The following is a 13,519-nucleotide window of genomic DNA, read 5'->3' as shown; positions in this document are numbered from 1 at the left end:
CCCGTGTCCACATGGTGGGCATCGGCGGCGCCGGCATGTCAGGGCTCGCCCGGATCCTGCTCGCCCGGGGCGCGCAGGTGTCGGGATCCGACGCGAAGGACGGCCGCGGCGTGCAGGCTCTGCGCACCCGCGGGGCGATGGTCCGTATCGGCCACGACGCGTCGGCGCTCGACCAGCTCGACGGCGGTCCGACGGTCGTCGTCACCACCCACGCGGCGATCCCGAAGACGAATCCCGAACTGGTGGAGGCACATCGACGGGGTATCCCCGTGACGCTGCGCCCCGCGGTGCTCGCGACCCTCATGGAGGGCTACCGCACCGCTCTGATCGCGGGCACCCACGGCAAGACCTCGACGACGTCGATGGTGGTCGTGGCGTTGCAGCACTGCGGGCTCGACCCGTCGTTCGCCGTCGGCGGCGAGCTCAACGAATCCGGGACCAACGCCCACCACGGCACCGGCGCGGTCTTCGTGGCCGAGGCCGACGAGAGCGACGGCTCGTTGCTGCAGTACCGACCCGACGTGGTGGTCATCACCAACGTCGAGTCCGACCACCTCGACCACTTCGGGACCACCGAGGCCTACGTCGCCGTGTTCGACGAGTTCCTCGACAAGACCGAACCCGGTGGGGTCGTGGTGGTCTGCCTCGACGACCCGGGATCGGTCGACCTCGCTGCCCGGTGTGCACGTCGCCTGATCGATCGCGGGGTGCGGGTGATCGGTTACGGAGCAGGCACTTTCGCCGATCGTGTACCGGAGGTGGACCACGCGGCGGTCCTGCGCTCCTGGAACGTGCACGGTGTCGGGGGACAGGCCGCCATCACCCTGCGAGGAATGCTCGCCTCCGGCACGGGCGGCTCGCGCGCCTCCGGCACGGGCGGCTCGCGCGCCTCCGGCACGGGCGGCTCGCGCGCCTCCGGCACGGCGGGCCCGGGGGAGGACTCCGAACACCTGGTGACCCTCGGAGTCCCGGGCGTCCACATGGCGCTCAACGCCCTCGGCGCGATCGCGGCCGCGGTGTCGGCGGGCGCGCCCACCGACGGCGTGATCGCCGGGGTGGAGAGCTTCACCGGGGTCCACCGACGGTTCCAGCTGCGCGGTCGCGTGGGTGACGTCGCGGTGTACGACGACTACGCCCACCACCCGACCGAGGTGCGGGTGGTGTTGACCGCCGCCCGCGAGTTGGTCGCCGCCGCCGGGACCGGCCGCGTCGTCGCGGTGTTCCAGCCCCATCTGTACTCGCGCACAGCCACGTTCGCGGCGGAGTTCGCCGAGGCGCTCGACCTCGCCGACCAGGTGGTGGTCCTCGATGTCTACGGAGCGCGCGAACAACCGCTCGACGGCATCAGCGGGCGCACCATCGCCCATCTCGTCACCGTCCCCGTCGTGTTCGCGCCCGATCTGTCGCAGGTCGCCGACCTCGTCGCCGACCTGGCTGCGCCGGGTGACGTGGTGTTGACCCTCGGGGCCGGCGACATCACCATGCAGGGCCCCGAGATCGTCGAAGCGCTGCGCAGGCGAGGAGAGACACCATGAGCCGCACCACCAGCATCTACGAGCCCGACTCCGACGACGCCTATGTGGACGACGCCGACCTCGACGAGTACGGAGACGGCGACCTCCATGACGGCGACCCCGACGAGCGGGAGCGACGACCTCGTCCCCGCCGCGGCCGACGCCCCGTGCGCGGCGCCCGCAAGCTCCTGGGAACCATCGCCGCCATCGTTCTCGTGATCGCCGCCGGCGTGGTCGCCTACACGACGCCGCTCATGTCGGTGCGGTCGATCTCGGTCAGCGGCGAATCGGCCGTGGACCCGGCGAGCATCGTCGCCGCGTCGCGGATCGCGCTCGGCACGCCGCTGCTGCAGGTCGACACGCGACCCGCCGCCCAGCGCATCGCCGCCATCCCGCGCATCAAGTCCGTCCGTGTCACCCGCAGCTACCCGTCGGGTATCGACATCGACGTGGTCGAACGCGTCGCCGTGGCGTTCGTCATCCGCGACGGCGCCTCACACCTGCTCGACGTCGGCGGCGTCGATTTCGCCTCGCAGAAGCAGTTGCCGCCGGTGCCGCGGATGACGATCGCCGACCCGTCGTCGTCGGACCGCGCCACCCTCGCCGCCCTGAAGGTGGTCTCGGAGCTACCGGACGTGCTGCGTCGGCAGGTCATCGAGATCGGGGCGTCCTCGCCCGCCGACGTCCGCATGACCCTGCGTGATCGCCGGACCGTGGTGTGGGGCGACGCCGACCGCACCGCCGACAAGGCGCGCACCCTGATGTACCTGCTGCCGCGCGACGGCACCCAGTTCAACGTCTCGTCACCCGAGTACCCGACGTTCCGCTGACCCCGGCGTGGTGCCCGGACGGATTGCGGCCGCGACACGCCGAGCGCTTGCTGGCCGGAGATGGGTTCGGTGCCTACCGTTTGACCCAGCAGTCCGCTACTTGACATAACTCTAAGCCTGTGGTTGAGGTTGAGGGTTTCGCGATCCGGTTCGCCGGCGTCGTCGGTGACGGTCTGCGGCAGACATCCGCCCCCACACGGGGGCGGAGCAATCCACGCACAGAAGGCGAGTGACATGACGCCACCGCACAACTACCTGGCCGTCATCAAGGTCGTCGGCATTGGCGGCGGTGGCGTGAACGCCGTCAATCGCATGATCGAGCAGGGCCTCAAGGGTGTCGAGTTCATCGCGATCAACACCGACGCCCAGGCGCTGTTGATGAGCGACGCCGACGTGAAACTCGACGTCGGCCGTGACTCCACCCGCGGCCTCGGTGCCGGCGCAGACCCCGAGGTGGGTCGTCGCGCCGCCGAGGACGCCAAGGACGAGATCGAGGAACTGCTCAAGGGCGCCGACATGGTGTTCGTCACCGCCGGCGAGGGCGGTGGCACCGGCACCGGAGGCGCCCCCGTCGTCGCGAGCATCGCCCGCAAGCTCGGGGCGCTGACCGTCGGTGTCGTGACACGCCCGTTCTCGTTCGAGGGCAAGCGCCGCGGCGGCCAGGCCGACGAGGGCATCTCGTCGCTGCGCGAGTCCTGCGACACCCTGATCGTGATCCCCAACGACCGTCTGCTGCAGCTCGGCGACGCCGCCGTGTCGCTCATGGACGCGTTCCGCAGCGCCGACGAGGTCCTGCTCAACGGTGTGCAGGGCATCACCGACCTCATCACCACGCCGGGCCTGATCAACGTCGACTTCGCCGACGTCAAGGGCGTCATGAAGGACGCCGGCAGCGCGCTGATGGGCATCGGGTCGTCGCGCGGTGAGGACCGCGCGAAGAAGGCCGCCGAGGCCGCGATCAACTCGCCGCTGCTCGAGGCCTCGATGGAGGGCGCCCGTGGCGTGCTGATGTCGATCGCCGGTGGTAGTGACCTCGGCCTGTTCGAGATCCACAACGCCGCGACCCTCGTCCAGGAGGCCGCGCACGAGGACGCGAACATCATCTTCGGCACGGTTATCGACGACAACCTCGGCGACGAGGTCCGGGTCACGGTGATCGCGGCCGGATTCGACGCCGGTGCACCGTCGCGGATCCGCACCTCCGCCGGTCGCGGAGCCGTCGGTTCGGCCACCGCGGGCAGCGTCTCCTCCTCGTCGGCGGCGGCACCCGCTGCCGACTCGGCCTTCGCCGAACGCTCCGCGGGCGACCCGTTCGCCGACGCGCCGGCCCCACGTCGCAACGCCGTCACCCTCGACGACGACGACGATGTGGACGTCCCGCCCTTCATGAAGCGCTGACGTGACGACGGCCCCGGGTCGGGCCGGCCGGGTCCGTCGGGTGACCACCACCCGACGCGGTGGTGTGTCGCTCGCGCCGTACGACGAGTTCAACCTCGGTGATCACGTCGGGGACGATCCCGCCGCCGTGCGCGCCAATCGACTGCGTCTGGCCGAGCGGATCGGTGTGGCGCCCGCGCGCATGGTGTGGATGGAACAGATCCACAGCCCGACCGTGACCGTGGTCGACGGACCCGTCGACGGTCCGGTCCCGGCGACCGATGCATTGGTCACCACCGCGACCGACCTCGCGCTGGTGGTCGTGACGGCCGACTGTGTGCCCGTGCTGTTGAGCGACGACGCCGCTGGCGTGATCGCCGCCGTGCACGCCGGCCGCGTCGGTGCACGGGTGGGGATCATCCGCAGGGTTCTCGAGGCGATGACCGATCAGGGGGCCGAGCTCTCCCGCATCGGGGCGTTCCTCGGTCCCGCGGCGAGCGGTGAGCAGTACGAGGTACCGGCCGCCATGCAGCGTGACGTGGAGAAGCATCTGCCCGGCAGTGCATCGCGAACCACGAAGGGCACCCCGGGCCTCGACCTCCGTGCGGGTATCCGACGCCAACTGCTGGAGGCGGGTGTCTCCGGCGTGGCGATCGATCCGCGGTGCACGATCTCCGACCGCACGCTGTTCAGTCACCGTCGCGGTGCCCCGACCGGGCGCCTGGCCTCGGTGATCTGGACCGACACGTCCGGCGTCACACCGTGAACGACGCCGAGGACGCCGCCGCGCCCGAGGTCGCCACCCCCGAGCGGGTCGCCGAACTCTCCGACAACCTCGACGCCGCACGCGCACGTCTGGCGCAGGCGTGCACTGCGGCCGGGCGCGATGTCGACGACGTCGACCTGCTCGTCGTCACCAAGTTCTTTCCCGCCGCCGACGTCCGCGCCCTGATCGGACTCGGTGTGCGTGCCTTCGGCGAATCGCGTGAACCCGAGGCCGGCCGCAAGGCCGCCGAACTGCGCGCCGACACCGCCGAGTCCCTGGCGTTCCACATGATCGGGCAGATCCAGCGCAAGAAGGCCAAGACCGTCGGCCGCTGGGCCGACCGTGTCCATTCGGTGGATTCCGACCGACTGGCCGACGCGCTCGACACCGCCGTGGCCGCGGCACTCGACGAGGGTGACCGGCACACCCCTCTCGAGGTGTTGTTGCAGCTCAACCTCGACTCCGACCCGGACCGCGGCGGTGTCGTCGTCGGTGACCTCGAGGCGTTGGCCGATCACGTCGCCGGGCTCGAGCACCTGCGTCTCCGGGGCCTGATGGTGATCGCGCCGCAGACGGAGACCCCCGAGGTGTGGATGGAGCGGGCCGCGTCGATCCGGGTGGGTTTCCTCGACCGCCATCCCGACGCCGTCGAGTTCTCGGCCGGGATGTCCGGCGACCTCGACGAAGCGGTCCGCCACGGTTCCACCTGCGTGCGTGTCGGTACCGCGATCATGGGCGCCCGGCCGATACGCTCGCCGTAGCTAAACCACATGAGCCACATGAGAACCAGCGACACCACTTTTCACAATCGCTCTCGTACGGCGCGCCGACGGTGAGGAAGGCAGCAACATGACCACGATGCAGCGGTTCAAGGCGTACTTCGGCATGGTCCCGCCCGGCGACTACGAGGACGACTACCTCGACGAGCCCGGCGCGACCCGACGCGATCCCTACGAGCGCGAATACCGCGACGAGTACTACGGACGCGCGCCGCAGCGCGGGTTCGCCGGCGTCGACCACGGCATGCGGGAGTACGAGGACGAGATGGCGCAGTACGAGGGTGCCGCACAGTTCGATCAGACCTACGACCACGTGCCCGACTACGCCTACGCCGGCCCGGTGCGCGCGGCCCAGGCCCACACGTCACTCTCGGCCGATCGTGGCGTGCCGATGGAGCGTCTCGGTCGATCGGGACGCCTGGAGCCCCTCGGTGCCCGTGGCGGCGTCTCGCGGGCGCCGGCCGGCCGGGTCGCGACCCGTGGCGCACTGGCCATCGACACGATGGATCGCGTCTTCGAGGAGGGGAACCCGTTGGCGAAGATCACCACGCTGCGCCCGCGTGACTACAGCGAGGCCCGGACGATCGGCGAGCGCTTCCGCGACGGCAGCCCCGTGATCATGGATCTCGTCGAGATGAGCAACGACGACGCCAAGCGTCTCGTCGACTTCGCCGCCGGGCTGGCCTTCGCCCTGCGTGGCACGTTCGACAAAGTGGCCACCAAGGTGTTCCTGCTCTCGCCCGCCGACGTCGACGTCTCACCCGAGGATCGTCGCAAGCTGGCCGAGACCGGTTTCTACAACCACAGCTGACACCGCCGCGAGCAGCGCTTTTCTCATCCCGTGACCGAATCAGGCAGAGTTGACGCGTGACGATAGCCCGAGAGGTCATCTACTACCTGCTCTTCATCTTCTGGCTGCTGCTCCTGGGCCGCCTGGTGATCGAGCTGGTGCGGACGTTCGCGCGCGAATGGCGGCCGACGGGGATGTCCGTCGTCGTCATCGAGGGCGTCTTCACCACCACCGATCCGCCGATCAAGGCGTTGCGTCGCGTGCTTCCGCCGATCCCGCTGGGGCCGGTGCGGCTCGACCTGTCGCTGATGATCACCATGATCGTCGTGCTGATCGCCATGGCCCTGGTGTCGCCGGGCGTCTGAGCCCGAATCCGTCCTGATCGCACCGGGGTGATCGCACAGTGCGAGACGCCGGATATTGTGACCGGAGTCCGTCATCCTGGAGGGGCACACCGAGAACCGGTTCGCGCGACGATCCGACATTCTCGGCGGAGATGATCCGCTGAAGTCGGGGAACTAGCTCGACAAAGTGCGACGAACGGTTCTCATGTGACAGGATGGGACGCCAGTTACAATGACGAGGCTGTGGACCTCCACAACGCATCGTCACCGAGGTCCCGCGAGAGATCGCATCGAGACCTGGCCATTACTCGCCACACAATTGTTAAAGGGGACCGACATGCGGCTCACACCGGCTGATGTGCACAACGTCGCGTTCAGCAAACCGCCGATCGGTAAGCGCGGCTACAACGAGGACGAGGTCGACCAGTTCCTCGACTTCGTCGAGGCCGAGCTCGCTCGACTGCTCGAGGAGAACACCGAACTCAAGCAGCGCGTCGAGGACCTCGAAGGCGATCTGTCGCAGGCTCGTTCGAGCTCCACCCCGGCACCGCGCGAGGAGGAGGCGCCCGCGCCGACCCAGGCGTTCAGTGCCGCCCCGGCCCCCGCGTACTCCGAGCCCGCGGCCCCCGCAGCTCCCGCCGCCCCTGTCGGCGAGGACCACCACGTCCGTGCGGCGAAGGTGCTCAGCCTCGCCCAGGACACCGCCGATCGCCTCACCGCGAACGCGACCACCGAGTCCGAGGCGTTGCTCTCCGACGCCCGGGGTCGTGCCGACGCGATGATCGGCGACGCCCGGTCGAAGTCGGAGGCCATGCTCACCGACGCTCGCCAGCGTTCGGAGGCCATCCTCGCCGACTCGCAGACCCGCGCCGAGACCACCACGCGTCAGGCGCAGGAGAAGGCCGACGCACTGCAGGCCGACGCCGAGCGCAAGCACACCGAGATCATGGGCACCATCAACCAGCAGCGTTCGGTCCTCGAGGGTCGCATCGAGCAGCTCAAGACCTTCGAGCGCGAGTACCGCACCCGCCTGAAGACCTACCTCGAGTCGCAGCTCGAGGAGCTGCAGCAGCGTGGCAGCGCGGCCCCGGTCGACAACGCACGCTCCGGTGGGGACGCGTTCTCCTCCGACCCGGGCAACGGCGGATTCACCAACTCGGGTGGATTCTCCAAGCCCTCGAACTGAAGGCCCCGTCGGTAGAACCGTGGCGGGCCGGGATCGACTGATGTCGGTTCGCCCCCGGTAGTCGGCGGAAAGGTCAACGCGGTGCTCGTCTCGGCGCTGGTCGCCACGCTGGTGGGCTTCGGGCTCCTGGTGGTGGCACTCGTCACCGGCACCCTCTGGTTGGCGATCGCCTGCATCGTCGTGTGTGTCCTCGGTGCGCTGCTCCTGGTGGCCGACATCCTCGGGCTCGGTCCGGTCCTCGCCCGGTTCACACCTCGACTGCCCTCCCGTCGCGCCCCTGCGGCCGCCCTGGACGACCGGTCGGCCGCTCTCGCCGACGACGATCCGGACACGATGATCACCACCGAGATGCCCCGTGTCGTCGAGGAGCCGGTACCGGACCTCTCCGCCGATCGCCCCGATCTGCCGGCCCCTCCCGTCGAGGCCGTGCGCCACGCGCCGTCGGCCGACGCTCAGGTGGCCGCCGCCTACGCGGCCGCCCACCACGGCCGGCACGAGAGCCCCGACGACGAACCCGTCGACACCCATGCGCACGTCCGGCGTGACACCGACCCGCCGTCGACGATGCCGTGGCTCACCCCGTCGGCGCCGCGACGGCACACCCGACACTCCGGTGACGATCCGGAGGCCGCGGCGGTGGTCGATCCCGAGACCGACGCCGACCCGGCGGTGCCCCGCCATCACCGCCACGCGGCGGACTGACCGGCGTCGGACACCGTCTACACTGGACCCGCACTGATCCGGCCATCACCGGGGAGCATCCGGAAGAACCGACACCACCTGCGGGCGGCGTCGCAGTAGAACCGGACGGGAGCGGCCCGACACAGCCGCAGGCCCATCGGATCGACAGAACCGATGAGGTCGGTGAGCGGCACCGGAGATCCACCGGTGCAAGCGGGGTGGTACCGCGGCGAGACACTCGTCGTCCCCGTGCCCAGCGTCGCAGCGCGACGCCCACCGGCACGAGGAGAACCGCAGTGAGCACCGATCCCGCATCGACCCCCCAGCAGCGTCGCGTGTACCCGATCGTCGACGTCGCGGGCACCGGTTCGGCCGTGCCGTCCTTCCCCGACCTCGAGACCCGCGTTCTCGACTACTGGGCCGCCGACGACACCTTCGTCGCATCGGTGCAACAGCGATCCGACGCCGACGAGTTCGTCTTCTACGACGGTCCGCCGTTCGCCAACGGGCTCCCGCACTACGGCCACCTGCTCACCGGCTACGTGAAGGACCTCATCCCGCGTTTCCAGACCATGCGCGGCAAGAAGGTCGACCGTCGGTTCGGCTGGGACACCCACGGTCTGCCCGCCGAACTGGAGGCCGAACGCCAGCTGGGCATCACCGACAAGTCCGAGATCGAGACCATGGGTGTGGAGAAGTTCAACGACTACTGCCGGGAGTCGGTGCTGCGTTACACCGGTGAGTGGCGCGACTACGTCACCCGTCAGGCCCGCTGGGTCGACTTCGACAACGACTACAAGACCCTCGACATCGACTTCATGGAGTCGGTGATGTGGGCCTTCAAGACCCTCCACGACAAGGGTCTCGTCTACCAGGGCTACCGGGTGCTGCCCTACAGCTGGTACGAGCAGACCCCGCTGAGCAACCAGGAGAGCAAGCTCGACGACGCCTACAAGATGCGCCAGGACCCGGCGGTGACGGTGTCCATGCCGCTGACCGGAGGTGTCCCCGACGAATTGGTGGGCGTCAACGCGCTGATCTGGACCACGACGCCGTGGACGCTCCCGTCCAACCTGGCGATCGCGGTCAACCCGGACGTCGAGTACTCGCATGTGCGGGGGTCCGACGGCGAGCAGTACCTGCTCGCGTCGGCGCGGGTCGGCGTCTACGCGCGCGAACTCGGTGAGGACCCCGAGGTGCTGGCCACTTACATCGGCCGCGACCTCGCCGACGCCACCTACACGCCCCCGTTCGACTTCTTCGCCGGTCACCCGAACTCGCACCGCACGCTGCTCGGTGACTACGTCACCACCGACAGCGGTACCGGGATCGTCCACCTCGCCCCGGCTTTCGGTGAGGAGGACATGGAGCTCGCGACGGCGAACGGCATCGAGGTCGTGCAGCCGCTCGATCCCGGTGGCAAGTTCACCTCGCTGGTGCCGCCGTACGAAGGCCTGATGGTCTTCGACGCCAACCCGGTCATCATCAAAGACCTCAAGGGCACCGGACGGATCCTGCGCCACGAGACCATCGAGCACTCCTACCCCCACTCGTGGCGGTCGGGAAAGCCGTTGATCTACATGGCTGTTCCGTCGTGGTTCGTCGCGGTCAACGAGTTCAAGCCGCGCATGCTCGAGTTGAACCAGCAGATCACCTGGTCGCCTGCGCACCTGCGGGACGGACAGTTCGGCAAGTGGCTCGAGGGTGCCAAGGACTGGAACATCAGTCGAAACCGCTACTGGGGTGCGCCGATCCCCGTGTGGATCTCCGACGACGAGGCATATCCGCGTGTCGACGTGTACGGGTCGCTCGACGACCTCGAGCGTGACTTCGGAGTGCGTCCGACGAATCTGCACCGGCCGTACATCGACGAGCTGACCCGACCGAACCCGGACGACCCGACCGGGCGCTCGACCATGCGTCGGGTGCCCGAGGTGCTCGACTGCTGGTTCGAGTCGGGCTCGATGCCGTACGCCCAGGTGCACTATCCGTTCGAGAACCGTGGCTGGTTCGACGGGAATGCGGAGTCGGGTCTCGAGCCGCACAATCCTGGTGACTTCATCGTCGAGTACAACGGCCAGACCAAGGGGTGGTTCTACAACCTGCACGTGCTCGCGACCGCGTTGTTCGACCGTCCGGCGTTCCGTACGGTCGCCGCACACGGCATCGTGCTGGGCGACGACGGCCAGAAGATGAGCAAGTCCAAGCGCAACTACCCCGACGTCAACGAGGTGTTCGACCGCGACGGCTCCGACGCCATGCGGTGGTTCCTGATGGCGTCGCCGATCCTGCGGGGCGGCAACCTCATCGTCACCGAGCGTGGCATCCGCGAGGGTGTCCGTCAGGCGATGCTGCCGCTGTGGAACGCCTACAGCTTCCTCGCGCTCTACGCCGATCGGCCCGCGACGTGGCGGACCGATTCGACCAATGTGCTCGACCGCTACATCCTGGCGAAGCTGGCCGCGACGCAGGAGGCGATGACGACCGCCTTGGAGACGTACGACGTGTCCGGTGCGTGCGACGCGTTCCGCGAGCTCTGCGAGGCGTTGACCAACTGGTACGTCCGGCGTTCACGCCAACGGTTCTGGGCCGGGCAGGACACCGAATCGGATGCCTTCGACACGCTCTACACGGTGTTGGAGGTGGCGTGCCGACTCGCCGCTCCGCTGCTGCCGTTGATGACCGAGGCCATGTGGCGCGGGCTCACCGGCGAGCGTTCGGTGCACCTCGCGGACTGGCCGCGCGCCGACGAACTCCCCGCCGACGCCGAGCTCGTCGCCGCCATGGACGAGGTGCAGGGTGTGTGTTCGACGGCGTCGAGTCTGCGCAAGGCGAACAACCTGCGGGTCCGACTCCCGTTGCCCGCGTTGACCGTTGCCGGCCCATCGGCGGCGCGTCTGGCCGACTACACCGCGCTGATCGCCGACGAGATGAACGTCAAGGCGGTGCACCTCGCCGACGACGCCGACGCCTACGGTCGGGTCGAGGTGGTCGTCAACGCGCGCGTCGCCGGACCTCGATTGGGCAAGGACGTCCAGAAGGCGATCAAGGCGATCAAGTCGGGGAACTGGTCGCTGGCCACCGTCAGCGATGCCGACGGGATTGTGTCGGAGAAGGTCGTCGCCGACGGCATCGAGCTGACTGGTGGCGAGTTCACCCGCAAACTCGTTGCGGTGGAGCCGAGTTCGACCGCCGAACTGCCGTCCGGTGGGGGACTGGTGGTGCTCGACACCGCGGTGACCGAGGACCTCGAGGCCGAGGGCTGGGCGAAAGACCGTGTGCGCGAACTGCAGGAGGCGCGGCGGACCATGGGGCTCGACGTGTCCGACCGCATCAGCGTGGAACTCGGGGTGCCTGCCGAACGCAATGCATGGGCGCAGCGTCACCGCGACCTGATCGCGGGCGAGGTGCTCGCCACCGCTCTCGAGGTCGTCGCACCCGAGGAGGTGCGCGGTCCGTCGGTCGAGTTGGGCGACGGCGTCGTCGCGTCGATCAGCCGGTCAGGGCAGTAGCCGGGTCACCACGGTGGTGAGCTGGAGGTCGAAGAGATCCTCCGGCCGCGCGAAGGTGTCGGCGCCGTACTGGCCGAACACCTCGAGGCTGATCGCGCCGAGAACCACCGACCACAGGCAGGTGCCGACGGCCAGCGTCGTGTGATCCAGTTCGAGGCCGAATTCGGTGTTGATGGCGTCGAATTCGGCGGCCAGTCCGGCGGAGATCGGTGTCGGTGCGTCGACCGCGGTGTCGTGCAGTTCTCGAAGCAGCAGCGCGACGAAGCGGGTGCCCGGGCCCGTGGTCTGCTCGCCCGGGGCGGTGTACCCGGGGACCGGGCTGCCGTAGATGAGCGCGTACCGCGACGGTTCGGCGACGGCCCATGTCCGCAGTGCATGCGCGGCCACCCGGATGCGCTCCCGCGTCCCGGCGTCGGCGGGTGTCGCGGCGAGGGCGGCCTCGACGCGGTCGGCGGATTCGTCGTAGGCGTCGACGACCAGCAACGTCAGCAGGTCGTCGCGGTTGCGCACGTAGCGGTACACGGCGGAGGACACCATGCCGAGGTCGCGGGCGACCGCCCGCAACGACAGCGACGCGGCGCCGTGTGCGGCGAGGTGTTCCCGTCCGACCCGGATGATGTCCTGTTCGGTCTGAGCCCGTGCCGCAGCGCGGGGGGTCGACGGCGCGTCTGACTGCATGGACCCCATCCTGCCAGAAACGAGAGCAGTGCTCTTGCATCCTGGCCGACGCCGTGTCATGGTGAGAAACGAGAGCAGTGCTCTCGTTCCGATCGAGACGAGGAGTTCCCATGACCACCACCCATTACGCAGAGCCCAGCGGCCGCATGCAGCGCGGCTTCAACGACCTCGTCCGTTGGTTGTCGGCCCGGGGGATCGGCCTTGCCGGTGCGCGCACCCTGACCGTTGTCGGACGAAAGTCGGGCACCCCGCAGACCACACCGGTCAACCCGCTCGTCATCGACGGGCGCACCTACCTGATCTCGCCGCGGGGCAACACCCAGTGGTCGCGCAACCTGCGTGTCGCGGGAGTCGCCACCATCGGTCACGGTCGCCGCACAGATGAGTTCTGGGCCACCGAGATCGCCGACGACGCGAAGATCGCTCTCCTGCGTCCCTACCTCAAGCGCTGGGGCTGGGAGGTCGCGAGCTACCTGCCGGCGAAGGTCTCGCACACCTCGACCGACGCCGAACTCGCCGCCGTCGCCCCCGCGGTTCCCGTCTTCGAACTGCTGTCCGCCCGAGGCGGCGCGCGATGACACTCGCCGTCCGCATCGGTGTCGGGGTGATCGTCGCGATCGGACTCCTCGAGATGGCGTTGTCGTCGATCGCCGCGCTCGCCGGGATGAGCTCGTGGAGTGAACGATTCACGGAGTTGACCCGCATCGAGCCGTCGACGTCACTGCGGCTCGGCCTCGGGGTCGTCGCCGGTGTCGCCGCGGTGTCGCTCGCGGTCGGGTTCGCGCGGCCGACCTGGTTCATCGTCGGTGGCGTGCTGCTGACCGCAGACGCAGGCGCGGTCCTGGTGCGCCAGCTGTACCTCGGCGACAGCGGCTCGTCCCTGATCCCGTACGCGCTGTTCACCGCCTGCGGCCTGGTGGCGATCGGTGCCGGTGCCCTCACCCGCTGAGCAGGTGACCGGCCGTGCTGACTGTGCACGGTCAGCACCGTGACGCCGGCCGTTTCCGCACAGTCGGCCGTGGGGCGGGCGGATGACGGACCGTGCTGACTGTGTGGAAACGC

At 69.2% G+C, this 13,519-nt stretch carries 13 protein-coding genes; 12 read left to right on the top strand and 1 reads right to left on the bottom strand.

Annotated elements, in window-relative coordinates; translation table 11 throughout:
• Positions 1–11: 11 nt before the first annotated feature.
• The 10 genes from ASG12_RS12205 to ileS all read left to right on the top strand — a co-directional run bounded on the left by ASG12_RS12205 (position 12) and on the right by ileS (position 11,779).
• Positions 12–1,535 (top strand): UDP-N-acetylmuramate--L-alanine ligase, encoded by a 1,524-nt coding sequence (locus tag ASG12_RS12205; protein ID WP_235456962.1) that lies wholly within the window; start codon positions 12–14, stop codon positions 1,533–1,535.
• Complete coding sequence (locus ASG12_RS12200) at positions 1,532–2,344, top strand: cell division protein FtsQ/DivIB (RefSeq protein ID WP_055789886.1); 813 nt, start codon at positions 1,532–1,534, stop codon at positions 2,342–2,344. The genes ASG12_RS12205 and ASG12_RS12200 overlap by 4 nt, the downstream gene beginning before the upstream one ends.
• Positions 2,345–2,578: 234 nt before the next feature.
• Entirely contained in the window at positions 2,579–3,742 is a 1,164-nt protein-coding gene (gene ftsZ, locus ASG12_RS12195) for a cell division protein FtsZ (protein WP_055789883.1), read from the top strand.
• 1 nt (position 3,743) lies between these two features.
• Positions 3,744–4,487 carry a peptidoglycan editing factor PgeF gene (gene pgeF / locus ASG12_RS12190; RefSeq protein WP_055789880.1) on the top strand — a complete coding sequence of 248 codons (744 nt, stop codon included), beginning with the start codon at positions 3,744–3,746 and terminating at the stop codon, positions 4,485–4,487.
• Positions 4,484–5,248 carry a YggS family pyridoxal phosphate-dependent enzyme gene (locus tag ASG12_RS12185; protein ID WP_055789878.1) on the top strand — a complete coding sequence of 255 codons (765 nt, stop codon included), beginning with the start codon at positions 4,484–4,486 and terminating at the stop codon, positions 5,246–5,248. Before pgeF ends, ASG12_RS12185 begins: the two co-directional genes overlap by 4 nt.
• An 88-nt stretch (positions 5,249–5,336) precedes the next feature.
• Entirely contained in the window at positions 5,337–6,077 is a 741-nt protein-coding gene (locus tag ASG12_RS12180; protein WP_055789875.1) for a cell division protein SepF, read from the top strand.
• Between the two features lie 56 nt (positions 6,078–6,133).
• Positions 6,134–6,421 (top strand): YggT family protein, encoded by a 288-nt coding sequence (locus ASG12_RS12175; protein WP_055789872.1) that lies wholly within the window; start codon positions 6,134–6,136, stop codon positions 6,419–6,421.
• Positions 6,422–6,737: 316 nt separating this feature from the next.
• The gene (gene wag31, locus ASG12_RS12170; RefSeq protein ID WP_055789869.1) at positions 6,738–7,586 is read left to right on the top strand and encodes a DivIVA-like cell division protein Wag31; all 849 of its coding nucleotides are present in this window, start codon (positions 6,738–6,740) and stop codon (positions 7,584–7,586) included.
• Between the two features lie 81 nt (positions 7,587–7,667).
• The gene (locus ASG12_RS21705) at positions 7,668–8,288 is read left to right on the top strand and encodes a hypothetical protein (protein WP_055789864.1); all 621 of its coding nucleotides are present in this window, start codon (positions 7,668–7,670) and stop codon (positions 8,286–8,288) included.
• A 275-nt stretch (positions 8,289–8,563) separates the two neighbouring features.
• The gene (ileS, locus tag ASG12_RS12160) at positions 8,564–11,779 is read left to right on the top strand and encodes an isoleucine--tRNA ligase (RefSeq protein ID WP_055789861.1); all 3,216 of its coding nucleotides are present in this window, start codon (positions 8,564–8,566) and stop codon (positions 11,777–11,779) included.
• On the opposite strand, the gene ASG12_RS12155 is transcribed toward ileS, so the two are convergent.
• On the bottom strand, positions 11,768–12,457 hold the full coding sequence (locus tag ASG12_RS12155; RefSeq protein WP_055789858.1) for a TetR/AcrR family transcriptional regulator: 690 nt from the start codon (positions 12,455–12,457) through the stop codon (positions 11,768–11,770). The genes ileS and ASG12_RS12155 overlap by 12 nt on opposite strands.
• A gap of 110 nt (positions 12,458–12,567) precedes the next feature.
• Between ASG12_RS12155 and ASG12_RS12150 the strand changes: the two genes are divergently transcribed.
• Both ASG12_RS12150 and ASG12_RS12145 read left to right on the top strand, forming a co-directional pair.
• Entirely contained in the window at positions 12,568–13,035 is a 468-nt protein-coding gene (locus tag ASG12_RS12150) for a nitroreductase/quinone reductase family protein (protein ID WP_055789856.1), read from the top strand.
• The gene (locus ASG12_RS12145) at positions 13,032–13,406 is read left to right on the top strand and encodes a hypothetical protein (RefSeq protein WP_055789853.1); all 375 of its coding nucleotides are present in this window, start codon (positions 13,032–13,034) and stop codon (positions 13,404–13,406) included. The genes ASG12_RS12150 and ASG12_RS12145 overlap by 4 nt, the downstream gene beginning before the upstream one ends.
• Positions 13,407–13,519: the final 113 nt, after the last annotated feature.

The organism is Williamsia sp. Leaf354, from assembly GCF_001424365.1.
Classification (GTDB): Bacteria; Actinomycetota; Actinomycetes; order Mycobacteriales; family Mycobacteriaceae; genus Williamsia_A.
Note: the sequence above shows the minus strand (reverse complement) of the source record. Positions and strands in the feature narration are given on the sequence as shown.

Excerpts from the sequence above, each read along its gene's own strand:
- ASG12_RS12205 (WP_235456962.1), top strand. The coding sequence starts at position 12 with ATGGTGGGCATCGGCGGCGCCGGCATGTCAGGGCTCGCCCGGATCCTG.
- ASG12_RS12200 (WP_055789886.1), top strand. The coding sequence starts at position 1,532 with ATGAGCCGCACCACCAGCATCTACGAGCCCGACTCCGACGACGCCTAT.
- ftsZ (WP_055789883.1), top strand. The coding sequence starts at position 2,579 with ATGACGCCACCGCACAACTACCTGGCCGTCATCAAGGTCGTCGGCATT.
- ASG12_RS12180 (WP_055789875.1), top strand. The coding sequence starts at position 5,337 with ATGACCACGATGCAGCGGTTCAAGGCGTACTTCGGCATGGTCCCGCCC.
- wag31 (WP_055789869.1), top strand. The coding sequence starts at position 6,738 with ATGCGGCTCACACCGGCTGATGTGCACAACGTCGCGTTCAGCAAACCG.
- ASG12_RS12155 (WP_055789858.1), bottom strand. The coding sequence starts at position 12,457 with ATGCAGTCAGACGCGCCGTCGACCCCCCGCGCTGCGGCACGGGCTCAG.
- ASG12_RS12150 (WP_055789856.1), top strand. The coding sequence starts at position 12,568 with ATGACCACCACCCATTACGCAGAGCCCAGCGGCCGCATGCAGCGCGGC.
- ASG12_RS12145 (WP_055789853.1), top strand. The coding sequence starts at position 13,032 with ATGACACTCGCCGTCCGCATCGGTGTCGGGGTGATCGTCGCGATCGGA.